Raw genomic sequence first — 22,408 nt, 5'->3', positions numbered from 1 at the left:
CAGGTTCCGCGCCGACGGCAGGTTCTACGCTGGTGTGGCCCGCCAACGTCGGCGGGCAGCCGTCCGTCAGAGTGAGGAATGGGCTGAGATGCCTGAGTTCGCGTACACCGATCTGCTTCCCCAGGGCGAGGACACCACCCCGTACCGGCTGGTGACCTCGGAAGGCGTGTCCACCGTCGAGGGGCCGGACGGGCGGACGTTCCTCAAGGTGGAGCCGGAGGCGCTGCGCAAGCTCGCCGAGGAGGCCATCCACGACATCCAGCACTACCTGCGCCCGGCCCACCTCGCCCAGCTGCGCCGCATCATCGACGACCCCGAGGCCTCGGCCAACGACAAGTTCGTCGCCCTGGACCTGCTGAAGAACGCGAACATCGCGGCGGCCGGCGTGCTCCCGATGTGCCAGGACACCGGCACCGCGATCGTCATGGGCAAGCGCGGCCAGAACGTCCTCACCGGGGGCGAGGACGAGAAGGCGCTCTCGCACGGCATCTACGACGCCTACACCAGGCTGAACCTGCGCTACTCGCAGATGGCCCCGCTCACCATGTGGGAGGAGAAGAACACCGGCTCCAACCTCCCCGCGCAGATCGAGCTGTACGCGACGGACGGCGGCGCCTACAAGTTCCTCTTCATGGCCAAGGGCGGCGGCTCCGCCAACAAGTCCTTCCTGTACCAGGAGACGAAGGCCGTCCTGAACGAGGCCTCCATGATGAAGTTCCTGGAGGAGAAGATCCGCTCGCTCGGCACGGCCGCCTGCCCGCCGTACCACCTGGCGATCGTCGTCGGCGGCACGAGCGCCGAGTACGCGCTGAAGACCGCGAAGTACGCCTCCGCGCACTACCTGGACAACATGCCGGCCGAGGGCTCGCCGCTCGGCCACGGCTTCCGGGACAAGGAGCTGGAGGAGAAGGTCTTCGAGCTGACCCAGCGGATCGGCATCGGCGCGCAGTTCGGCGGCAAGTACTTCTGCCACGACGTGCGCGTGGTGCGGCTGCCGCGGCACGGCGCGTCCTGCCCGGTCGCGATCGCCGTCTCCTGCTCGGCGGACCGCCAGGCGGTCGCCAAGATCACCGCCGAGGGCGTCTTCCTCGAGCAGCTCGAGACGGACCCGGCGCGGTTCCTGCCGGAGACCACGGACGAGCACCTGGAGCAGGACGGGGACGTCGTCAAGATCGACCTGAACCAGCCGATGGACGAGATCCTCGCCGAGCTGACCAAGTACCCGGTCAAGACGCGGCTGTCCCTCACCGGCCCGCTGGTCGTCGCCCGCGACATCGCGCACGCCAAGATCAAGGAGCGGCTGGACGCGGGCGAGGGCATGCCGCAGTACCTGAAGGACCACCCGGTGTACTACGCGGGCCCGGCGAAGACGCCCGAGGGCTACGCGTCCGGCTCCTTCGGCCCGACGACCGCCGGCCGCATGGACTCCTACGTCGAGCAGTTCCAGGCGGCGGGCGGCTCCAAGGTGATGCTCGCCAAGGGCAACCGCAGCAAGCAGGTCACCGACGCGTGCGACGCGCACGGCGGCTTCTACCTCGGCTCCATCGGCGGCCCGGCCGCCCGGCTCGCCCAGGACTGCATCAAGAAGGTCGAGGTCCTGGAGTACGAGGAGCTGGGCATGGAGGCCGTCTGGAAGATCGAGGTCGAGGACTTCCCGGCGTTCATCGTCGTCGACGACAAGGGGAACGACTTCTTCCAGGACCCGGCTCCGCAGCCGACGTTCACCAGCATCCCGGTGCGGGGCCCGGGCCTGGGCTGATCCGGCGGCAGCACCCGTGGGGAGCCCCTGGCGCGTCGCCGGGGGCTCTGCCGTTCTCCCGGCCCGGGACGGCCGGGCAACGCCGCCCCCGGCACCGCGACCGGACCGCGTGTCAGTGCGGCACGCAGCCGAACCAGTTCACCGTGGCGCCATCGGCGGAGAAGCCCATGCACCTGATGGTCCTGTCGTGCAGCTTCTCGGTCCGGCCGACCGGGCCGTCCAGGTAGTCCGTCGTGTGGTGGGCCTCGACCAGGTCGTCGATCTCGACGCGGTACCAACGGCGTTCGCCGGACGGCAGGCTGCATCCGTGGGCCGTCAGATTGCGGCTGGGGTCGCCGCTCCAGACGGGCCGTTCGGCGCGGTCGCAGTGGGCTCCGCCCGCGGCGCCGGCGGTGCCGGCTCCCGCGCCCAGCAAGGTCGCCGCGCCTATGGACACCGCCGCGATGGCGCCGAGCAGACCCTTGGGAGTGAAAGACATCGATCGGTCCTCCTGCCAGCCGTGGTGACGGCGGGAATCACCCACCGTCTTGGGCCGATGGTCACACTTATCCGTGATGTCCCGCCCGGCGGCGGGGAGCCCGGTCCCCCGACCCGGTGACGCCGGTGGTGCCAATGGACCCACGGTCCGGAACAACCACCGCGCCCCGATCGCTGACACGGGCATGAGCAACTACCGCATCGAGCACGACTCCATGGGCGAGGTCCGGGTGCCCGTCCACGCCAAGTGGCGGGCGCAGACGCAGCGTGCCGTCGAGAACTTCCCGGTGTCCGGGCAGCGGATCGAGCGGGCGCACATCGAGGCGCTGGCGCGGATCAAGGGCGCCGCGGCGAAGGTGAACGCCGGTCTCGGCGTGCTGGACGAGGACGTCGCGGAGGCGATCCAGGAGGCGGCCCGCGAGGTCGCCGAGGGCAAGTGGGACGAGCACTTCCCGGTGGACGTGTTCCAGACCGGTTCCGGGACCTCGTCCAACATGAACACCAACGAGGTCATCGCCACCCTGGCCACCGAGCGGCTCGGCCGGGACGTGCACCCCAACGACCACGTCAACGCCTCGCAGTCCTCGAACGACGTCTTCCCCTCGTCCCTGCACATCGCCGCCACAGCCGCCGTCACCCACGACCTGATCCCGGCGCTGGAGCACCTCGCCGCGGCCCTCGGGCGCAAGTCCGAGGAGTTCGCGGACATCGTCAAGGCCGGGCGGACACATCTGATGGACGCGACGCCGGTCACCCTGGGGCAGGAGTTCGGCGGGTACGCGGCCCAGGTGCGGTACGGCGTGGAGCGGCTGCGGGCCTCGCTGCCCAGGCTGGCCGAGCTGCCGCTGGGCGGGACGGCGGTCGGCACCGGGATCAACACGCCGCCCGGTTTCTCGGCCGCGGTGATCGAGGAGGTCGCGCGGGTCACCGGGCTGCCGCTCACCGAAGCCCGCGACCACTTCGAGGCGCAGGGCGCCCGCGACGGGGTCGTGGAGACCAGCGGACAGCTCCGGACCATCGCGGTCGGGCTGACGAAGATCGCGAACGACCTGCGCTGGATGTCGTCCGGGCCGCGCACCGGGCTGGCCGAGATCCGGCTGCCCGATCTCCAGCCGGGCTCCTCGATCATGCCGGGCAAGGTCAACCCGGTCGTCCCCGAGGCCGTGCTCATGGTCGCCGCCCAGGTGATCGGCAACGACGCGACCATCGCCACCGCGGGCGCCGCCGGGAACTTCGAGCTGAACGTGATGCTCCCGGTCATGGCCAAGAACGTGCTGGAGTCGGTCCGGCTGCTCGCGAACGTCTCGCGGCTGTTGGCCGACCGGACCGTGGACGGCGTCACCGCCGACCGCGAACGCGCCCGCGAGTACGCCGAGTCCTCGCCGTCGGTGGTGACGCCGCTGAACAAGTACATCGGCTACGAGGAGGCCGCGAAGGTCGCGAAGAAGTCGCTGGCCGAGCGCAGGACCATCCGCGAGGTCGTGCTGGAGGGCGGCTACGTGGAGCGCGGCGACCTCACGCTGGAGCAGCTCGACGAGGCGCTGAACGTCCTGCGGATGACGCGGCCGTGACGGCCGGCCCCGCCGCGCAGAAGCGTGACGCTCACCGCAGCGTCGTATGTGCACGGCACCTAATATCTGTTCATGGCGGACAACGGAGCGGTGAGACGAGTGGCGGCGGGGCCTGCGACCTACTGGACCCCCGGGAGCCAGATCCTGTGGCGGTACCGGGAGAACGCCGGCGCGCGCTTCCACATCGCGCGGCCCGTCACCGTCGTCCGGGACGACGCGGACCTGCTCGCCGTGTGGATGGCGCCCGGTACGGAGTGCGTGAAGCCGGTGCTCGCCGACGGCACGCCGGTGCACGTGGAGCCGCTGGAGACCCGCTACACCAGGCCGCGTTCGGTGCAGCGGGACCGGTGGTTCGGCACGGGCGTGCTGAAGCTGGCCCGGCCCGCCGAGCCCTGGTCGGTGTGGCTGTTCTGGGAGCCGGGCTGGCGGTTCAAGAACTGGTACGTCAACCTCGAGCAGCCGCTGAGCCGCTGGGCGGGCGGGGTCGACTCCGAGGACCACTTCCTGGACATCTCCGTTCACCCGGACCGCAGTTGGCACTGGCGGGACGAGGACGAGTTCGCGCAGGCGCAGCGGGACGGGCTGATGGACCAGGCGACCGCCGAGCGGGTGCGGGCGGCCGGCCGGGCCGCGGTGGAGGTGATCGACGCCTGGGGTCCGCCGTTCTCCGACGGCTGGCAGCACTGGCGCCCGGATCCGTCCTGGACTGTACCGTCACTCCCCGAGGACTGGGACCGTACGCCCGCGCACGTGTCCTCATGAGACCCTTGATGCGCCCCCGGCCCACAACCGTAGGATCGTCCTCCGCAAGAATCCGCAAGGCAACTCCCGGGGTGCGAACCGGGTCTGACCAGACGTCACCGAGGGGCGGCAGGAGTGAGCGAGGGGTACGAGGGCAACACCCCGGCGGGCCCGGCAGGGTTCCCCGGCGGCACAGGCACGGCCTCTGACCACGCGGGAATTCCGTTCCTGGGGCACGTATTCCGGGTATCGGACTTTCGGCGGGACCATGTGCGCGCCCGGCGCGCAGCCCCGGACGGATGGATTCGACGCGCGTGACGGAGCACCCCACGTCCTACGACCGCCCGCAGTCGGGCGCCGACCCCGCGGACTCCCGCGGGGCGCTGCTGCGTACTCCGGAGCAGCTCGCCGGCCCGGCCTTACCGGCACAGGCCCGGGCCGACGGACCGCCCTCCGCGCCGGGGGCCACCACGCCCCGCGGCAAGGGGAACAAGGGGAAGGAGCCCCAAGTCAACGGCCCCGAGCACTCCCAGCCCGCCACCGCGCCGACGGACGCGGGACGCCCGCGTCCCTCCCCGGAGGCCATTCCGCCGCAGCCGGGCGCCGAGCAGGAGCGGGGGCCGGGCGGCCAGGACCGCCGCACCGGGCGGGGGCTGCCACCGGGGCGGCCGATGCCGATGCGGCGCGACGGTGACCGGCTCAGGTTCGTCGGGGCGGCGACCCGGCGGATCGCGCGCGGCCTCGATCTGGACGAGATCGTGATGGGGCTGTGCCGGGCGACCGTGCCGACGTTCTCCGACGCGATCCTGGTCTATCTGCGCGACCCGCTGCCGGTGGGCGACGAGCGTCCGGCCGGGCCCGTGGTGCTGCGGCTGCGCCGCACGGACCGGATCCCGGACGAGCGCGACACCGAGGGCCTGGCGCCGCCGCCGTTCCCCGAGCCGGAGCCGGATGCCTCGGCCCTCAGCGAGCTGTCGTCGCTGACCACCGAGCTGTGCGAGGTGCGGCCGGGCGGCGCCCTGAACGAGGTGCTGCGCGGGGTGCGGCCGGTGTTCGCCGACGCGCCCGCGGCCCGGGCGGCGCTGCCCGAGCTGCTCGGCGAGGGCGGCGAGGCGGCCGTGCCGGGCGGCCGGCACGCGATCCTGGCGCCGCTGCGCGGCCGGCGCCGGGTGATCGGCGCCGCGCTGTTCCTGCGGCGCCCGGAGCGGCCGGCGTTCGAGGGGGACGACCTGCTGGTGGCGGCGCAGCTCGCCACGCACAGCGCGCTCGGCATCGACAAGGCGGTGCTGTACGGCCGCGAGGCGTACATCGCCGACGAGCTGCAGCGCACCATGCTGCCGGAGACGCTGCCCCGGCCGACCGGGGTGCGGCTGGCGTCCCGGTACCTGCCGGCGGCGGAGACGGCGCGGGTGGGCGGCGACTGGTACGACGCGATCCCGCTGCCCGGCAGCCGGGTGGCGCTGGTGGTCGGCGACGTCATGGGGCACTCCATGACGTCGGCGGCGATCATGGGCCAGCTGCGCACGACGGCGCAGACGCTGGCCGGTCTCGACCTGCCCCCGCAGGAGGTGCTGCACCATCTCGACGAGCAGGCGCAGCGGCTCGGCACCGACCGCATGGCGACCTGCCTGTACGCGGTGTACGACCCGGTGACGCATCGCATCACGATCGCCAACGCGGGTCATCCGCCGCCCGTGCTGCTGCACCTGGGCGGCCGGGCGGAGGTGCTGCGGGTCCCGCCGGGCGCGCCGATCGGGGTGGGCGGGGTGGACTTCGAGGCGGTGGAGCTGGACGCGCCGGCCGGGGCCACGCTGCTGCTGTACACCGACGGGCTGGTGGAGTCCCGGCTGCGGGACGTGTGGACCGGCATAGAGCAGCTGCGCGAGAAGCTCGCCGCGACCGCCCGGCTCACCGGCCCGGACCATCCGCCGCCGCTCGAGGCGCTGTGCGACGAGGTGCTGGACATGCTCGGCCCGGGCGACCGGGACGACGACATCGCGCTGCTCGCGGCCCGTTTCGACGGGATCGCGCCGAGCGATGTGGCGTACTGGACGCTGGAGCCGGAGAACGCGGCGCCGCGCGAGGCCCGGCGGCTGGCGCGGCGCGCGCTGGCCCGGTGGGGCCTCGAGGAGCTGACGGACTCGGTGGAGCTGCTGGTCAGCGAGGTGGTCACGAACGCGGTGCGCTACGCCACCCGTCCGGTGACGCTGCGGCTGCTGCGCACGGACGTGCTGCGCTGCGAGGTCGGCGACGACGTGCCCCAGTTGCCGCGGCTGTGCCAGGCGCGGGCCACGGACGAGGGCGGCCGCGGGCTGTACCTGGTCAACAAGCTGGCCCGGCGCTGGGGCGCGACCCGGCTGAGCACCGGCAAGGTGGTCTGGTTCGAGCTGAACAGGGCGTGAGCGCACGCGAAGAGGGGCGCCCGGAGTGTTCCGGGCGCCCCTCTTCGCGTGCTCCTACTGGCCGAAGCCGTCGGCGGGGTTGAGCGGGTCCTCGCTGACGGGGGCCGTCGGCGGCTCGCTGGACGGGCTCTGGGACGGCGACTGGGAGGGTGACTGGCTGGGCGAGCGCGACGGGGTCCGGGACGGCGACTGCGACGGCGACTCGGACACCGGCGGTTCGCTGCTCGGCGAGCTGGACGGGGTGTCGGACGGGGACTCGCTGACCGTCGGGGTGTCCGTCGGCTCGACGGCCGCGCCCTGGGTGGTGTCCAGGTCGAACTCGGACTTCTCGGTGACTCCGAAGGTGTAGGCCGCCCAGATCTCGGCCGGCGGGCCGCCGCCGTTGACCCGGCCGCCGCCCATCGCGCCGCTGAGCGAGACGTGGTCGTTCCTCTTGACCGGCTTGCCGTCGCAGCCGGTGCCGCCGGACTTGGCCGCCTCGCCGAACAGGCCGACGGAGGTGACGAGGTCGGGGGTGTAGCCGGTGAACCAGGCCGAGCGGTTGCAGTCGGAGGTACCGGTCTTGCCCGCGACCTGCTGGCCGTTGCGCAGCGGGTTGCCCGCCACGGACGTGCGGGCGGTGCCGTCGTCGACCACGCCGGTGAGCACCGAGGTCACGCTGTCGGCGACCGTGCGGCTGATCACCTGGCTGCCGACGGCGTCGGGCATCTCGACCGAGCGGCCCTTCTGTTCGGCCGACTTCACGATGCCGGGCGTCACCTCACGGCCGTGGTTGGCGAAGGTGGCGTAGATGCCGGCCATCTCCAGCGGGCTGGCGCCCATGGAGCCCAGCGTCTGCGCGGGCACCGCCTGCATGCCCTCGGTGTCCATGCCGAGCTGCTTCGCGGTGCTCATCACCTTTTTCATCCCCACGTCGACGCCCATCTGCGCGAAGACGGAGTTGACGGACTGGTTCATGGCCTGCTGGACGGTGATGGGCCCGTAGTTGCGGTTGTCCTCGTTCGGCGGTGCGAAGCCGACCTTGGCGCCGTGGTCGACGGCCTGGCGGCGGCTGGTGCCGTCGTAGACCGTGCTCGCCTGGATCGTCTTGCCGTCCTGCGTGGTGGCATTCTGCGCCAGCGCGGCGGCGAGGATGACCGGCTTGAACGTGGACGCGGGCTGGTAGTCGCGGCGGGTGGCGTTGCTGGTCCAGTGGTCGAAGTAGTTCTTGCCGCCGTACATCGCGACGATCCTGCCGGTCTTCGGGTCCACCGACACCGCGCCGGCCTGGACGTCGCCGTCGACCTTGCGCTTCTTCGGTTCCAGCTTGCTGGTCAGCCGCTCCTTGACGGCCTGCTCCAGCGCGGCCTGCTTCTTGCGGCTGATGTTCAGGGTGATGGTCCAGCCCTGGCTGTCGACCTTGGCCGCCGCGTCGGACCTGGACAGGCCCTCGTCGCGCATCAGCTTCTGGGCGAGCTGGGCGTTGGCGAGCGTGACCAGGTAGCCCTTCTGGCCCTCCATGCCCGGGGCGCCCTTGGGCTCCTTGGGCACCGGGAAGCTCAGGCCGTCGCGCTTCTCCTTGGGCAGCCAGTGCTCCTCGACCATGTTGTCCAGGACGTAGTTCCAGCGCGCCTTGACCAGCCGCTTGCCGGTCGGGGTGGCGGCCGCCCAGTCGTACTGGCTCGGCGCCTGGAGCAGGGCGGCCAGGTAGGCGCCCTGCTGCACGTTGAGGTCCTGGGCGTCGACGCGGTAGTAGGCCTGGGCGGCGGCCTGGATGCCGTAGGCGTTGCGGCCGTAGTAGGAGGTGTTGATGTAGCCGGCGAGGATGTCGTCCTTGGACTTCTCGCGCTCCACCTTCAGCGAGATGACCAGTTCCTTCAGCTTCCGCGAGACGGTCTGGTCCTGGTTCAGGTAGTAGTTCTTGACGTACTGCTGGGTGATCGTCGAGCCGCCCTGCTTGCCGCGTCCGGAGAGGGTGTTGATCAGGCCTCGGGCGGTGCCCTTGAGGTCCACTCCGGGGTCGGTGTAGAAGGACTTGTTCTCGGCGGCCACGAAGGTCCGCTGGACCGCCTTTGGCACCTTGTCCAGATCCACGATCTCGCGGTTGACCTTGCCGTCGCGGGCCAGGACGCTGCCGTCGCTGTACTTGTAGACGTTGCTCTGCCGCTGGGCGGCGATGTTGCCGGCGGGCACGTCGACCGCCAGGTACAGCGCGACGAAGGCGCCGAAGGACAGCAGGCACAGTCCGAAGAACGTGCCGAGGATCTTCTTCCAGGTGAACAGCCTGCGTATTCGGCCCTTGGCGGGCTTGCCGCCGGGCGCCGCCGCCGCGGAGTCGGCCGTGGACTGCGAGCGGTGGCGCTTGGGCGCCGCGCGGCGACCACCACGCTGTCGCGCTCGTCTCTCTTCCGCTCGTCCCATGAGTCCTACGCTCCCGCTTCCATCTCAGTGGTCAGCTCCGAAAGCTAACACCCGTCTATATGACAAAGGACGCTCGATCCGCTCTTTTACGGACGTGAGAATCAGCACCCGCCCCACAGGGAACCGACGGTTATCCCTGGCGTTGGGTTGCCCAGCGGCATAAAGTGATATCACTTAGCTAGACGGAAACCAGGCGCCCGGGGAAGTCGGACGCCTTCGAGAACCGGGGGATCCACCGTGCCCGCACCCGACACGTCCGCACCCCAGACGGCCGCGGCCGTCGACGTACCCGAGATGCCCGCGCCGCGCGTGCGCGAGTTCCAGGCCCACAGCATCGGCGGGGGCCTCGCCCTGCTCCTCGGCCTGCTGGGACTCGCCGCCGCCGTGGCCCTGTTCGCCGCCGCCTCGGCGGTGACCGCGGACGGCGCCAAGGCCGGGCTCATCCTGTGCGGCGTCCTCGTCTTCCTCGCCGCCGTGATCGCGATGCGCGGCCTCAACACGGTCGCGCCCGGCGAGGCCCGGGTGGTCCAGCTCTTCGGCCGCTACCGGGGCACGATCCGGCAGGACGGCCTGCGCTGGGTGAACCCCTTCACCTCGCGCACCCGCATCTCGACCCGGGTACGCAACCACGAGACCGCCGTACTGAAGGTCAACGACGCCTACGGCAACCCGATCGAGCTGGCCGCGGTCGTGGTCTGGAAGGTCCAGGACACCGCGCAGGCCACCTTCGAGGTGGACGACTTCGCCGAGTTCGTCGCCACCCAGACCGAGACGGCCGTGCGGCACATCGCCATCGAGTACCCCTACGACGCCCACGAGGAGGACGGCCTGTCGCTGCGCGGCAACGCCGAGGAGATCACCGAGAAGCTGGCCGTCGAGCTGCAGGCCCGGGTGGAGGCGGCCGGGGTCCGGGTCGTCGAGTCGCGCTTCACGCATCTCGCGTACGCCCCCGAGATCGCCTCGGCGATGCTCCAGCGCCAGCAGGCCGGCGCGGTGGTCGCGGCCCGGCGGCAGATCGTGGACGGCGCGGTCGGCATGGTGGAGGCGGCGCTCGCCCGGATCGCCGAGCAGGACATCGTGGAGCTGGACGAGGAGCGGAAGGCGGCGATGGTGTCCAACCTGATGGTGGTGCTGTGCGGGGACCGGGCCCCGCAGCCCGTGCTCAACACCGGGACCCTCTACCAGTGACGGATCCGTCGGAGGAGACGTCCGGGCGACGGCCTCGGCAGCGCAAGCAGGTGCTGCTGAGGCTGGACCCGTCGGTCTACGACGCCCTCGCGCGCTGGGCCGGGGACGAACTGCGGTCGGCCAACGCGCAGATCGAGTTCCTGCTGCGCAAGGCGCTCTCCGAGGCGGGGCGGCTGCCGCGGGACACCGGTCCGCTGCCCCGCCGCGGGCGGCCGCCCGCCGGCCCCGCGGCCGGGCCGCCGGCGCCCTGAGGACGGGCCCGCCTCCACACGGAGGCGGGCCCCTCGTCGTTACGGAATCCGGACAATCGGCTCCCACCTGCGTCGCGCCACCGCCTGCCAGCCACTGGACACTCCACGTATACACGCGACGTATACACCGTGTGTAGAGTGCTGCCATGTCCATCGGTCACACCCTCCTAGGGCTCCTGGAGTCCGGCCCCCGACACGGCTACGACCTGAAGCGGGCCTTCGACGAGAAGTTCGGTCACGACCGGCCGCTGCACTACGGCCAGGTCTACTCGACGATGTCCCGCCTGCTGAAGAACGGGCTCGTGGAAGTCGACGGGATCGAGTCGGGCGGCGGGCCCGAACGCAAGCGGTACGCCATCACCGACGCCGGCGTCACCGACGTCGAGCAGTGGCTCGCGACCCCGGAGAAGCCGGAGGAGTACCTCCAGTCCACCCTCTACACCAAGGTCGTCCTGGCGCTGCTGACCCACCGGGACGCGGCCGACATCCTGGACACCCAGCGCGCCGAGCACCTGCGCAGCATGCGCATCCTCACCGACCGCAAGCGCAAGGGCGACCTCGCGGACCAGCTCGTCTGCGATCACGCCCTGTTCCACCTGGAGGCCGATCTGCGCTGGCTGGAACTGACCGCCGCCCGGCTGGACAGGCTCCGCGCGGAGGTGGCCCGATGACCCCTCCCCCGGGCTCCCTGCTCGCCGCCGAGGACCTGCGCAAGGCCTACGGCCCGACGCTCGCGCTGGACGGCGCCGCGTTCTCCATCCACGCCGGTGAGGTCGTCGCGGTGATGGGCCCCTCCGGGTCCGGCAAGTCGACGCTGCTGCACTGCCTCGCCGGCATAGTGCCGCCCGACTCGGGCTCGATCACCTACGCCGGGCGGGAACTCGCCACCATGAACGACGTCGAGCGCAGCGCCCTGCGGCGCAGCGAGTTCGGCTTCGTCTTCCAGTTCGGCCAGTTGGTGCCGGAGCTGACCTGCGTGGAGAACGTGGCGCTTCCGCTGCGGCTGAACGGCACCTCCCGCAAGAAGGCCGAGCGGGCCGCGCTGGGCTGGATGGAGCGGCTCGAGGTGGACGACCTCAGGGGCAAGCGGCCCGGTGAGGTCTCCGGCGGCCAGGGGCAGCGGGTCGCGGTGGCGCGGGCGCTGGTCACCGGGCCCCGGGTGCTGTTCGCCGACGAACCGACCGGCGCGCTGGACTCGCTCAACGGGGAGCGCGTGATGGAGCTGCTCACCGACGCGGCCCGCTCCACCAACGCGGCCGTCGTGCTGGTCACGCACGAGGCCCGGGTGGCCGCGTACTCGGACCGCGAGATCGTCGTGCGGGACGGCAGGTCCCGGGACATGGAGCGGGCCGTATGAAGCCGCGCAGGGGGGATCTGCCGCGCGGGCGGGGATGGGCGCGGGGGAGCTTCGGGGACCTCGTCATGGGCGCCCGGTTCGCCGTCACCGGCGGGCGTGAGGGTTGGGTGCGGATGACGCTGACGGCGGTCGGCGTCGGGCTGGGCGTCGCCCTGCTGCTGCTGACCACCGCGCTGCCGAACGTGTTCGCCGCCCGGCACCGGGTCGAGGAGGCCCGCTACGACTACACGTTCTCCAGCACCACCCGCCCCAAGGCCGACGACACCGTGCTGGTCGCCGCGACCGACACGCAGTGGCACTCGAAGGACGTCCGGGGCCGGCTCCTCGAACCCGAGGGCCCGCGGGCGCCGTTGCCGCCCGGGGTCGGCCGCTTCCCCGCGAAGGGCGAGATGGTCGTCTCCCCCGCGCTGCGGGACCTGCTCGCCTCGGACGGCGCCCGGCTGCTGCGCGAGCGGCTGCCCCACCGGGTCGTGGGGACGATCGGCGAGAGCGGGCTGATCGGCTCGCACGAGCTGGCGTACTACGCGGGCGCCGAGGGCCTGGACCCGGACGCGGGCGGCGGCGTCCGGGTGGACCGGCTGGCGCATTTCGGCGATCCGCACCCGACCGTGGAGAAGGCCGACCCGGTACTGCTGCTGATGGTGCTGGTCGTGTTCGTGGTCCTGCTGATGCCCGTCGCCGTGTTCATCGCCGCTGCCGTGCGCTTCGGCGGCGAGCGGCGCGACCGCAGGCTGGCCGCGCTGCGGCTGGTCGGGTCCGACAGCGGGATGACCCGGCGGATCGCCGCGGGCGAGGCGCTGGCCGGGGCCCTGCTCGGGCTGGCCGTCGGCACGGTCTTCTTCCTGATCGGACGTCAGGTCGCCGGTTCGGTGCAGGTGCTGGGCGAGAGCGTGTTCCCCAGCTACCTCGACCCCTCCCCCGCGCTCGTCGCGCTGGTGGCGGTGGCGGTGCCGGCGTCCGCGGTCCTGGTGACCCTGCTCGCGATGCGCGGGGTGGTCGTGGAACCGCTCGGCGTGGTGCGGACGGCCCGGCCGGCCCGGCGCCGGCTGTGGTGGCGGCTGCTGCTGCCGCTGGCGGGCCTCGCGCTGCTGTACCCGATGGTCGGCAAGGGCCGGGACAGCGGCGGCTTCAACCAGTACCTGGTGACCGGCGGCGTCCTGCTGCTGCTGGTCGGCGTGACCGCGCTGCTGCCGTGGATCGTGGAGCGGGTCGTCGCCCGGCTCGGCGCCGGCCCGGTGTCCTGGCAACTCGCGGTACGACGGCTGCAGTTGAGCAGCGGCACGGCGGCCCGCATGGTCAACGGCATCGCGGTGGCGGTGGCCGGCGCGATCGCGCTGCAGATGCTGTTCGCGGGCGTGGAGAGCCAGTACACCAAGGACACCGGCCGCGACCCGAACCGGGCGTCCATGGAGATCACGCTGCCCGACCACCGTGACGTCGCCGCCGCGGGCGAGGCGTTCCGAAAGACCGAGGGTGTGCGGGTGGCGATGGCGCTGTCCACCGCGTCGGTCGGGGAGAGGCGCACGGAACCGGAGAGCCTGGTCGACCTGACGGTCGGTGACTGCGCCGCCCTGCGCGAGGTGGCACGGCTGCCCTCCTGCCGGGACGGCGACGTGTTCCGGCTGCGCAACCCGCACTACGACGCCTCGTACAACGACTCCATCGGCTCCGTCGTACGTCCCGAGCGGCAGCTCTACGTCGACCCGAGCTACTCGGGCGAGCCCGGCCTCGAGGTGCCCTGGCGGGTGCCGGCCGGCCTCAAGCAGGCGTCGTACCGCGAGGACGCGCTGCAGAACGGCGCCAACGGCCTGCTGCTCACGCCGTCCGCGCTGCCGGCGAAGGCCAGGACCGTACTGCACGGCCATGTCTTCGTCCGCATCGACGAGTCGGTGCCCGACGCCCAGGAGTACGTGCGCAACACGGCCGCCCGGGTGGAGCCGGCCGCGGACGTGTTCACCTGGACGGCGACCGAGGAGTCCACGAAGTACACCTCGCTGCGCACCGGCCTGTTCGTCGGCGCGGTCTGCGTGCTGGCGCTGATCGGCGCGAGCCTGCTGGTCTCGCAGCTCGAGCAGCTCCGCGAGCGGCGCAAGCTGCTGTCCTCGCTGGTCGCCTTCGGCACCCGGCGCCGCACGCTGGGCCTGTCGGTGCTGTGGCAGACGGCCGTCCCGATCGTCCTCGGGCTGCTGCTGTCCTCGGTGGTCGGCCTGACCCTCGGCGCGGTGCTGCTGAAGATGACGGCGACACCGGTGTCGGTCGACTGGGCGAGCGTGCTGTCCATGACCGGCGTCGGCGCCGCGGTGGTGCTCGCGGTGACCCTGCTCAGCCTGCCCCCGCTGCTGCGGCTGATGCGGCCGGACGGGCTGCGCACCGAGTAGGCGTCCGGCGGCGTCCCGTGCGGGGCGCCGCCGGGTCCACGGGAGGTGCGGTCAGGCGTCCAGCACCCGCACGGGCAGCGGCCGCAGCTCCTCGCGCAGGGCCGCCGCCAGCTCCTCGTACTCCGCTCCCCTGGCGGCGCCCGCGCGCATGGCGAAGGCGATCCGGCGGCTGGGGGCGGGATCGGCGAAGTAGCCGGTGCGGAGCCGGCTGCCGCGGGTCGTCTCGACCTTCAGGGCGGTGCGCGGCAGCAGGGTGCAGCCGAGGCCGCCCGCGACGAGCTGCACCAGCGTGGAGAGACCGGCGGCCGTGGTGGTGACCGGCGCGTCCTCCCGCCCGGCCTCGCGGCAGATGTCCAGCGCCTGGTCGCGCAGGCAGTGCCCCTCGTCGAGCAGCAGCAGGTTCAGTTCCCGCAGCGCCTCGCGCGGGATGCCCTCGCGGCCGCCGAGCCGGTGGTCGGGCGGCGTGACGAGCGCGAAGTCCTCGTCGAACAGCGGGAGTTCGGTCACCCCGGGGACGCCGAGCGGCACGGCGAGCAGCAGCAGGTCCAGGCGGCCGGACTGCAGGCCCTCGACGAGGCTGGCGGTCTGCTCCTCGTGCACCTGCAGGTCGAGGTGCGGGTACCGCTCGTGGACCAGGCCCAGCACGGTGGGCAGCAGGTACGGCGCGACGGTCGGGATCACCCCGAGGCGCAGCACCCCGGTGAACGGCGCCCGGACCGCCTCGGCCTCCTCCAGCAGCGCCCCGACCTCGTCCAGCACCGCCTTGGCCCGTACGGCCAGCCGCTCGCCGGCGGGCGAGAGCAGCACCTTGCGGGTCGTACGCTCGAGGAGGGTCACGCCCAGGATCTCCTCCAGCGCCGAGACCGCGCCGGACAGGGCGGGCTGGCTCATCCCGATGGCGGCGGCCGCGTCCCGGAAGTGCAGGTGCTCGGCCACGGCCGCGAAGGCACGGAGCTGGGACAGGCTGGGCTGGCGTCGTTTTCCGCTACTGACGGTCACTGATAGATACCTCCGATCAACACGACCGAGTGTAGCTATTTCCTGTATCAATGCACCCTGTGCCAACATCGGGAAAGTCCAACCCATGGGTAGCACCCGCGATCCGGGTGCTGCCTCGCTGCAAGGAGAGCGTGTGCTCACTGTCGGTGACAAGTTCCCCGAGTTCGAACTGACCGCCTGCGTCTCGCTGGAGAAGGGCAAGGAGTTCGACACGATCAACCACAAGACCTACGAGGGCAAGTGGAAGATCGTTTTCGCCTGGCCCAAGGACTTCACCTTCGTGTGCCCGACCGAGATCGCCGCGTTCGGCAAGCTGAACGACGAGTTCGCCGACCGCGACGCCCAGATCCTCGGCTTCTCCGGTGACTCCGAGTTCGTCCACCACGCCTGGCGCAAGGACCACGACGACCTGCGTGACCTGCCCTTCCCGATGATGGCCGACTCCAAGCACGAGCTGATGCGCGAGCTGGGCATCGAGGGCGAGGACGGCTTCGCCAAGCGCGCCGTCTTCATCGTCGACCAGAACAACGAGATCCAGTTCACCATGGTGACCGCCGGTTCCGTCGGCCGTAACCCCAAGGAGGTCCTGCGGGTCCTCGACGCCCTGCAGACGGACGAGCTGTGCCCGTGCAACTGGAGCAAGGGCGACGAGACGCTCGACCCGGTCGCGCTGCTGGCCGGTGAGTGACCCATGTCGCTCGACTCGCTGAAGTCCCGCGTCCCGGACTACGCCAAGGACCTGAAGCTCAACCTGGGCTCGGTCATCGGCAACTCCGACCTGCCGGCCCAGCAGCTCTGGGGCACGGTGCTGGCGACCGCCATCGCCTCCCGTTCCCCGATCGTGCTGCGTGAGCTGGAGCCGGAGGCGAAGGCGAACCTGTCGCCGGAGGCGTACACGGCCGCCAAGGCCGCCGCCGCGGTGATGGCGATGAACAACGTCTTCTACCGCACCCGGCACCTGCTGTCCGACCACGAGTACGGCACCCTGCGCGCCGGTCTGCGGATGAACGTCATCGGCAACCCGGGCGTGGAGAAGGTCGACTTCGAGCTGTGGTCCTTCGCGGTCTCCGCGATCAACGGCTGCGGCATGTGCCTCGACTCGCACGAGCAGGTGCTGCGCAAGGCCGGCGTCGAGCGCGAGGTGGTCCAGGAGGCGTTCAAGATCGCGTCCGTGGTCCAGGCCGTCGGCGTGACCCTCGACGCGGAGGCGGCTCTGGCCCAGGCGGCCGAGTAACCCGCTCCCGGACACCGCGGCCCCCGCCCATCCGATGGGCGGGGGCCGCGGTGCGTTCAGTGATGTGACAAGAACCATTCGTTCCGAACTGTGACCGATCGACCGGCCCGGACCTGAGTACCGGTACTCAGGCCCCCGGGCGTCGCCTGCGGAAGGCTGCAGGACATGACCACCCCCCACACACGGCCGGCGCCCGCCCTGCCGCGGCTGCTGGGCGCCGCCGTCACCGGAGCGGTCCTGGCCGCCGGCGCCCTGGCCTACCTCTCCTGGACCGTCCGGCGCAGCGGCCGGATCTGCGGGACGGCCGACGGCGTCTGCGTCACCGGATGGAACCTGACGGCCGTCCCGCTGCTGTTCGCGGTCTCCCTGGCCGTGCTGCTCGTCGTCTACGAGCGGCTGGGCATCGGGCCACGGCTCGCCCTCGTCCCGCCGACGCTCCTGCCGGCGCCCGTCCTGCTGGCGGCGGCGCACGCGTCGGCGGGCTGGTGGGCCGTCGCCCTCACGGGCGGGGCCTGGTCATACTGCGTCGCGCTCGCCGCCGGGAGCCGGTACCGCCTCCCGGCCGTCGCAGCCTGCGTCGGGCTGCTCCTCGCCGCCCTGGTCGTCCTCTACGGCTGAGGGCTCGTCCGGGGCGGCCTCCACCTCCGCCGAGTAGGCGCGCAGGTACCCCACCACCGTGTTCGTCACCGCCACCAGCGGTACGGCCACCACCGCGCCGCCGATGCCGGCCACCATGCCGCCGGCCGCCACCGTCAGGACGACGGCGAGCGGGTGGACCCGGACCGCGCGGCCCAGGATGAAGGGCTGCAGGACGTGGCCCTCGATCTGCTGGACGGCGAGGACGACCACGAGGGTCATCAGCGCGGTGAAGACGCCCTGCGTCACCAGGGCCACGATCACCGCGAGCGCGCCGGAGGCGACGGCGCCGACCAGGGGGATGAACGAGAACAGGAAGATGAAGACGGCCAGCGGTACGGCCATCGGCACGTTGAGGAAGTAGATGCCGATGCCGATGAATATGGCGTCGATGAGGGCCACCAGCACCGTGCCCCGGACGTAGGCCGTCAGGGTGCGCCAGGCGCGCGGGCCGGCGCCGGCCACGCCCGGGCGGGCCGCGGCGGGCACCAGCTTCAGGAACCACTGCCAGATGCGCTTGCCGTCGTAGAGCAGGAACAGCGTCGAGAAGAACACCAGCAGGATGCCGGTGAGCGCCTCGACGACGACCTGAACGCCTTCCAGGCCCGCGGACGTTATCTGGTCGGTGTTCGCTCCGATGGCCTCGCGGAGGTTCTTGGCGATCTGGTTGATCTGCTTGTCGGTGACGTGGAAGGGGCTCTTCAGCAGCCAGTTGCGCAGGTCGTCGATGCCGCTCTGGATCTGGCTGGAGAGGGTGTCGATGTTCTCCATGACCTGCCAGGTCACGAACCAGCCCATCAGCCCGATGACGACGAAGCCGAGGATCGCGGTCAGCGCGGTCGCCGGGCCGCGCGGCACCCCGTGCCGGGTCAGCCGGGCGACCGTCGGCTGGAGCAGCGCGGTGACCAGCAGGGCGATGACGAAGGTGAAGACGACGAGCTGGATGGCGCTGATGACCCGCATCAGGACCCACACGGTGCCGGCCAGGACCAGCAGGCGCCAGCCCGCCTCGGCCGCGACCCGCACACCCCAGGGCACGGCCTGCGCCGGGTCGGGCCGTGGTCCGGCCGGTGCGGCGGGCCGGGGGACGGACGGCACCGGATCGGCGGCCCGGTCGGCCCTGCGGCCGGGCTTCCGGCCGACGGCGGGGTCGGACCCGGACCCGGTGTCCTTCTCCACTTCGGCGCGGCGCTCGTCCAACCGCTCACTCATCTCGGTCAGTCCGGCACCCAGCCGGCCCAGCCACCCTGGCACTCGCGACATGATCCGTCCTCTTCCCCCGCCTCCCGGGTGTACGCCACCGCTCACCCGGGAGCAGTTCGCGTACGACCGTACAGTGCGAAAGCCCCTCCTCGTAGGACGAGGAGGGGCTGCGCGGGGTTGAGCGGGGGCCGTCGGCCTAGTACCAGCTGTTGGCCTGCCAGAACGACCAGGCGCCACAGGGGCTGTGGTACCGCTCGTTCATGTAGTTGAGGCCCCACTTGATCTGGGTCGCCGGGTTGGTCCGCCAGTCGGCGCCGGCGGAGGCGTACTTGCCGGCGGGGAGAGCCTGGAAGAGACCGTAGGCGCCGGACGAGGCGTTGACCGCCTGGTAGTTCCAGCTCGACTCGTGGTTCACGATGTTGCTGAAGCACTGGAACTGGTCGGCCGCCACCATCTGACGCGCCATCGCCTGGATCTGCGCCACGGAGTAGCTGCTCTGCACCGGGAAGCTGGAGGAGTCCCGGGTGGAGCGGGTGGCCGCGGCCTTGGCCTCGGCGCGCTCCTTCGCGGCTGCCTCGGCCGCCTTCTCGGCGGCCGCCTTCTTGGCCACCGCGGTCTCGGCGGCTGCCTTGCGGGCGGCCTCCTCGGCGTCCTTCTTGGCGCTCGCGTCAGCGGCGATGGCCTGCGCGTCGGCCTGCTGCGTCAGGGACGCGGTCTGCACCTGGGCCTGCTGACCCGCGGGTATGTCCGCGAGGAGCGTGGTGTCGGCTGCTGCCGTCGCCTCGGCGTCGTTGTTCTGCGCGGTGCTGCCCGAGGCAACACCGACGACGCTTCCGACGGCGGTGACCGCGGTGGCCGAGGCCACTGCGAATCCCCGGACCGAAATCCGGCTCACACGGTTTCCTTCCAGCATCGCCCGCTTCGGTGACCCTGGCGGACGCAATCGTGCCCTTGACACTGGCCTCCCAACTGCGGGGTCACGGGAGGCGCGGGCCCGGTGGGCAACTCCCCTGCGGGGAGCGCCGCGTGGTGCGCGGGCGGCATACGACGACGCTGTTGAGTTGGGGTGGTGCTGCTGTGGTGCCGTACCGCTGGGGGTACAGGTGTGCCGTATGCGGGGCCTGACAGGAGTGAGACTCTGCCGTAACCAGACACCGGGTGGCAATTCCGAGTTGCGTGTGAAAGCTCACACCTCGTTTGGCCCAGGGGTTTTCAGGAAACCCCCACACGCGAAGGCGCCGCCCGGCTAGGCTCTTGACCTTTGCCGGACGGCGCCTACGGGACTACTCCCGTCAAATATGGCCCTCTTCGAGCATTTCGGTCACAAGGGCCGCGATCTGGGACCTCTCGGACCGGGTCAGCGTGACGTGGGCGAAGAGCGGATGCCCCTTCAGCTTCTCGACCACGGCCACGACACCGTCGTAGCGGCCGACCCGCAGGTTGTCCCGCTGGGCGACGTCATGGGTCAGAACGACCCGCGAATTGGCGCCGATCCGGGACAGAACGGTCAGCAGTACGTTCCGTTCAAGGGACTGCGCCTCGTCGACGATCACGAAGGCGTCGTGCAGGGAGCGGCCCCGGATGTGGGTCAGGGGCAGGACCTCCAGCATGCCCCGGGCGGTGACCTCCTCGATGACCTCGCGGCTGGTGACGGCGGAGAGCGTGTCGAAGACGGCCTGGGCCCACGGGCTCATCTTCTCGGCCTCGGAGCCCGGCAGATAGCCGAGCTCCTGGCCGCCGACCGCGTACAGCGGCCGGAAGACCATCACCTTCTGGTGCTGACGGCGCTCCAGGACCGCCTCCAGGCCCGCGCACAGCGCGAGCGCCGACTTGCCGGTGCCGGCCCGGCCGCCCATCGAGACGATGCCGACGTCCGGGTCGAGCAGCAGGTCGAGCGCGATGCGCTGCTCGGCGCTGCGGCCCTTGATGCCGAACGCCTCCCGGTCGCCGCGCACCAGCCGGACGTTGCCCTCGGCGGTGACCCGGCCGAGCGCCTTGCCGCGCTCCGACTGGATGGTCAGGCCGGTGTGCACGGGGAGGCCGGAGGCCTCCGGGACGTACACGTGCCCTTCCTCGAAGAGGACGTCCACCTGTTCGGCCGGGAGCGTCAGTTCGGACATCCCGGTCCAGCCGGAGTTCTCCGTGATGGCGAGCTCGGCCCGGTACTCCTCGGCCAGCAGGCCGACCGAGGAGGCCTTGATCCTGAGCGGCAGGTCCTTCGAGACGACCGTGACGTCGTATCCCTCGGCCTGCAGATTGCGGGCCACCGCGAGGATGCGCGAGTCGTTGTCCCCCAGGCGGTAGCCGGTGGGCAGCACGCTGGGGTCCGAGTGGTTGAGCTCGACACGGACGGTTCCACCCAGTTCGCCGATCGGGATGGGGGCGTCGAGGCGACCGTGCTTCACCCGGTAGTCGTCCAGCAGGCGCAGCGCCTGGCGGGCGAAGTAGCCGAGTTCGGGATGGTGCCGCTTGGCCTCCAGTTCCGTGACGACGACGACGGGGAGCACGACCTCGTGCTCCTCGAAGCGGGTCAGGGCGTTGGGGTCGGCCAGCAGGACGCTGGTGTCGAGAACATAAGTGCGCCGATCTGGCTTGTGGCGCTTTGTGCTGGTCACCACGGAAGGACGTACCCCCTCGGATGAGGTCGGGGAGCGACGAAGCGGAAGCCGGGCCGGGAGGGCGGGAGCATTGCGACCGGTCCCCGGCCCCCGCGCAGGACGGGCCGGACACCGGACCTCCGCGGCTGCTTCCGTACGGTGACCGCACGGTCGGGCTGGTGCAAAGGGCCTCCCGGGCGGACGGCCCCGTGCCGCCCGCTGAGATCCGACACCCGTGGTTCGGGCGTCGACCTGCTTCCCTTATGCCCGGCGAAAAGCGCCGCCATGCAGAAGTGGCCGACAGCGCACCGGTGAACTCCTTGTTACTTCCCACCCAACCGGGGTATACGGGACGCCCCGCCGGTGTGGTGGCCGACGGGGCGTGAGGTGTGCGCGGCGGGCCGCGTCAGCCGCCGTAACGGCGGTGACGTGCGGCGTAGTCGCGCAACGCGCGCAGGAAGTCCACCTTGCGGAAGGCCGGCCAGAAGACTTCGCAGAAGTAGTACTCGGAGTGGGCGGTCTGCCAGAGCATGAATCCGGACAGCCGCTGCTCACCGCTGGTGCGGATGACGAGGTCCGGGTCGGGCTGGTCACCCGTGTAGAGGTGACGGCCGATCATGTCTACGTCGACGGACTCGGCGAGGCTCTCCAGCGAGGCGCCCTTGTCCTGGGCGTCGAGGAGCATGGAGCGCACGGCGTCGGCGATCTCCTGGCGGCCGCCGTAGCCGATGGCCACGTTGACCACTATCCCGTCCACGTGGGCGGTGGTCTCCTCGGCCTCCTTGAGGACGCCCTGCATCCCGGCGGGCAGCAGGTCGCGGGTGCCGACGTGGTGGACCCGCCAGCGGCCGTCGGCGGCGAGGGTGCGGACGACGTCCTCGATGATGCCGAGGAGCGGGACCAGCTCCTCCTGCGGACGGTCGAAGTTGTCGGTGGACAGCAGCCACAGGGTGACGACCTCGACGTCGGTCTCGCTGCACCAGCCGAGGAACTCCTCGATCTTCTCGGCACCGGCCCGGTGGCCGTGGACCGTGGTGGAACCGGCCGCCTTCGCCCAGCGGCGGTTGCCGTCCATGATGACGCCGATGTGCTTGGGCACCTGAGCGTGGTCCAGGTGACCTTCCACCCGGCGCGCGTAGAGCCCGACGAGCAGGCCACGCAGCTTGTCGCGCAGGTTCACGGGAGAGGTCCTTCGGGGGTTCGGGCGGGTTTCGA

The 22,408-nt window shown here is 71.5% G+C and carries 19 protein-coding genes; 12 read left to right on the top strand and 7 right to left on the bottom strand.

What is annotated here, in order from left to right; genetic code table 11:
* The first annotated feature begins 88 nt into the window (after positions 1–88).
* Positions 89–1,759: a fumarate hydratase gene (locus ACFYU0_RS23635; protein WP_389303961.1), complete on the top strand. Its 1,671-nt coding sequence runs from the start codon at positions 89–91 to the stop codon at positions 1,757–1,759.
* 112 nt (positions 1,760–1,871) lie between these two features.
* Here ACFYU0_RS23635 and ACFYU0_RS23630 read toward each other — a convergent pair whose 3' ends face one another.
* Positions 1,872–2,237: a hypothetical protein gene (locus ACFYU0_RS23630; RefSeq protein ID WP_389303959.1), complete on the bottom strand. Its 366-nt coding sequence runs from the start codon at positions 2,235–2,237 to the stop codon at positions 1,872–1,874.
* Positions 2,238–2,421: 184 nt separating this feature from the next.
* Between ACFYU0_RS23630 and ACFYU0_RS23625 the strand changes: the two genes are divergently transcribed.
* From ACFYU0_RS23625 to ACFYU0_RS23615, 3 genes are all read left to right on the top strand, one after another.
* A complete protein-coding gene (locus ACFYU0_RS23625; RefSeq protein ID WP_389303957.1) occupies positions 2,422–3,807 on the top strand; it encodes a class II fumarate hydratase in 1,386 nt (461 codons plus the stop codon).
* Positions 3,808–3,879: 72 nt separating this feature from the next.
* Positions 3,880–4,569 (top strand): DUF402 domain-containing protein, encoded by a 690-nt coding sequence (locus ACFYU0_RS23620; RefSeq protein WP_351662283.1) that lies wholly within the window; start codon positions 3,880–3,882, stop codon positions 4,567–4,569.
* Positions 4,570–4,847: 278 nt separating this feature from the next.
* The gene (locus tag ACFYU0_RS23615) at positions 4,848–6,950 is read left to right on the top strand and encodes a SpoIIE family protein phosphatase (RefSeq protein ID WP_389303954.1); all 2,103 of its coding nucleotides are present in this window, start codon (positions 4,848–4,850) and stop codon (positions 6,948–6,950) included.
* 54 nt (positions 6,951–7,004) lie between these two features.
* Here ACFYU0_RS23615 and ACFYU0_RS23610 read toward each other — a convergent pair whose 3' ends face one another.
* Positions 7,005–9,350: a transglycosylase domain-containing protein gene (locus ACFYU0_RS23610; protein WP_351662280.1), complete on the bottom strand. Its 2,346-nt coding sequence runs from the start codon at positions 9,348–9,350 to the stop codon at positions 7,005–7,007.
* A gap of 294 nt (positions 9,351–9,644) precedes the next feature.
* On the opposite strand from ACFYU0_RS23610, the gene ACFYU0_RS23605 reads away from it, so the two are divergent.
* From ACFYU0_RS23605 to ACFYU0_RS23585, 5 genes are all read left to right on the top strand, one after another.
* The gene (locus tag ACFYU0_RS23605; RefSeq protein ID WP_351662970.1) at positions 9,645–10,538 is read left to right on the top strand and encodes an SPFH domain-containing protein; all 894 of its coding nucleotides are present in this window, start codon (positions 9,645–9,647) and stop codon (positions 10,536–10,538) included.
* Positions 10,535–10,789, top strand: coding sequence for a hypothetical protein (locus ACFYU0_RS23600; RefSeq protein ID WP_351662277.1), 255 nt, complete (start codon positions 10,535–10,537; stop codon positions 10,787–10,789). Before ACFYU0_RS23605 ends, ACFYU0_RS23600 begins: the two co-directional genes overlap by 4 nt.
* Positions 10,790–10,935: 146 nt before the next feature.
* Entirely contained in the window at positions 10,936–11,460 is a 525-nt protein-coding gene (locus ACFYU0_RS23595; protein WP_351662274.1) for a PadR family transcriptional regulator, read from the top strand.
* Positions 11,457–12,146, top strand: coding sequence for an ABC transporter ATP-binding protein (locus ACFYU0_RS23590; RefSeq protein WP_389303951.1), 690 nt, complete (start codon positions 11,457–11,459; stop codon positions 12,144–12,146). The genes ACFYU0_RS23595 and ACFYU0_RS23590 overlap by 4 nt, the downstream gene beginning before the upstream one ends.
* Positions 12,143–14,524 (top strand): ABC transporter permease, encoded by a 2,382-nt coding sequence (locus tag ACFYU0_RS23585; protein ID WP_389303949.1) that lies wholly within the window; start codon positions 12,143–12,145, stop codon positions 14,522–14,524. Before ACFYU0_RS23590 ends, ACFYU0_RS23585 begins: the two co-directional genes overlap by 4 nt.
* A gap of 51 nt (positions 14,525–14,575) precedes the next feature.
* Here ACFYU0_RS23585 and ACFYU0_RS23580 read toward each other — a convergent pair whose 3' ends face one another.
* Positions 14,576–15,523: a LysR substrate-binding domain-containing protein gene (locus ACFYU0_RS23580; RefSeq protein ID WP_389303946.1), complete on the bottom strand. Its 948-nt coding sequence runs from the start codon at positions 15,521–15,523 to the stop codon at positions 14,576–14,578.
* Positions 15,524–15,656: 133 nt separating this feature from the next.
* On the opposite strand from ACFYU0_RS23580, the gene ACFYU0_RS23575 reads away from it, so the two are divergent.
* The 3 genes from ACFYU0_RS23575 (at position 15,657) to ACFYU0_RS23565 (ending at position 17,375) form a co-directional block, all read left to right on the top strand.
* On the top strand, positions 15,657–16,211 hold the full coding sequence (locus ACFYU0_RS23575) for a peroxiredoxin (protein ID WP_351662262.1): 555 nt from the start codon (positions 15,657–15,659) through the stop codon (positions 16,209–16,211).
* A gap of 3 nt (positions 16,212–16,214) precedes the next feature.
* Positions 16,215–16,757, top strand: a complete 543-nt coding sequence (locus tag ACFYU0_RS23570; protein WP_351662259.1) for an alkyl hydroperoxide reductase — start codon at positions 16,215–16,217, stop codon at positions 16,755–16,757.
* Between the two features lie 165 nt (positions 16,758–16,922).
* Positions 16,923–17,375, top strand: a complete 453-nt coding sequence (locus tag ACFYU0_RS23565) for a hypothetical protein (protein ID WP_389303943.1) — start codon at positions 16,923–16,925, stop codon at positions 17,373–17,375.
* Here ACFYU0_RS23565 and ACFYU0_RS23560 read toward each other — a convergent pair.
* The 4 genes from ACFYU0_RS23560 to ACFYU0_RS23545 form a co-directional block, all read right to left on the bottom strand.
* Entirely contained in the window at positions 17,274–18,656 is a 1,383-nt protein-coding gene (locus tag ACFYU0_RS23560) for an AI-2E family transporter (protein WP_389303941.1), read from the bottom strand. The genes ACFYU0_RS23565 and ACFYU0_RS23560 overlap by 102 nt on opposite strands.
* Before the next feature lie 136 nt (positions 18,657–18,792).
* A complete protein-coding gene (locus tag ACFYU0_RS23555) occupies positions 18,793–19,491 on the bottom strand; it encodes a transglycosylase SLT domain-containing protein (protein WP_351662250.1) in 699 nt (232 codons plus the stop codon).
* 397 nt (positions 19,492–19,888) lie between these two features.
* Complete coding sequence (locus ACFYU0_RS23550; protein WP_351662247.1) at positions 19,889–21,214, bottom strand: PhoH family protein; 1,326 nt, start codon at positions 21,212–21,214, stop codon at positions 19,889–19,891.
* Positions 21,215–21,599: 385 nt separating this feature from the next.
* A complete protein-coding gene (locus ACFYU0_RS23545) occupies positions 21,600–22,373 on the bottom strand; it encodes an isoprenyl transferase (protein ID WP_351662244.1) in 774 nt (257 codons plus the stop codon).
* Between the last annotated feature and the right edge of the window lie 35 nt (positions 22,374–22,408).

This window comes from Streptomyces sp. NPDC003720 (assembly GCF_042875075.1).
GTDB lineage: Bacteria > Actinomycetota > Actinomycetes > Streptomycetales > Streptomycetaceae > Streptomyces.
This window is presented reverse-complemented; position numbering and strand designations above follow the sequence as displayed.

What these genes read in the sequence shown, in the direction of transcription:
- ACFYU0_RS23630 (WP_389303959.1), bottom strand. Translation starts at nt 2,237, where the DNA reads ATGTCTTTCACTCCCAAGGGTCTGCTCGGCGCCATCGCGGCGGTGTCC.
- ACFYU0_RS23635 (WP_389303961.1), top strand. Translation starts at nt 89, where the DNA reads ATGCCTGAGTTCGCGTACACCGATCTGCTTCCCCAGGGCGAGGACACC.
- ACFYU0_RS23560 (WP_389303941.1), bottom strand. Translation starts at nt 18,656, where the DNA reads ATGTCGCGAGTGCCAGGGTGGCTGGGCCGGCTGGGTGCCGGACTGACC.
- ACFYU0_RS23585 (WP_389303949.1), top strand. Translation starts at nt 12,143, where the DNA reads ATGAAGCCGCGCAGGGGGGATCTGCCGCGCGGGCGGGGATGGGCGCGG.
- ACFYU0_RS23625 (WP_389303957.1), top strand. Translation starts at nt 2,422, where the DNA reads ATGAGCAACTACCGCATCGAGCACGACTCCATGGGCGAGGTCCGGGTG.
- ACFYU0_RS23605 (WP_351662970.1), top strand. Translation starts at nt 9,645, where the DNA reads ATGCCCGCGCCGCGCGTGCGCGAGTTCCAGGCCCACAGCATCGGCGGG.
- ACFYU0_RS23620 (WP_351662283.1), top strand. Translation starts at nt 3,880, where the DNA reads ATGGCGGACAACGGAGCGGTGAGACGAGTGGCGGCGGGGCCTGCGACC.
- ACFYU0_RS23595 (WP_351662274.1), top strand. Translation starts at nt 10,936, where the DNA reads ATGTCCATCGGTCACACCCTCCTAGGGCTCCTGGAGTCCGGCCCCCGA.
- ACFYU0_RS23565 (WP_389303943.1), top strand. Translation starts at nt 16,923, where the DNA reads ATGACCACCCCCCACACACGGCCGGCGCCCGCCCTGCCGCGGCTGCTG.
- ACFYU0_RS23615 (WP_389303954.1), top strand. Translation starts at nt 4,848, where the DNA reads ATGGATTCGACGCGCGTGACGGAGCACCCCACGTCCTACGACCGCCCG.
- ACFYU0_RS23610 (WP_351662280.1), bottom strand. Translation starts at nt 9,350, where the DNA reads ATGGGACGAGCGGAAGAGAGACGAGCGCGACAGCGTGGTGGTCGCCGC.
- ACFYU0_RS23570 (WP_351662259.1), top strand. Translation starts at nt 16,215, where the DNA reads ATGTCGCTCGACTCGCTGAAGTCCCGCGTCCCGGACTACGCCAAGGAC.
- ACFYU0_RS23590 (WP_389303951.1), top strand. Translation starts at nt 11,457, where the DNA reads ATGACCCCTCCCCCGGGCTCCCTGCTCGCCGCCGAGGACCTGCGCAAG.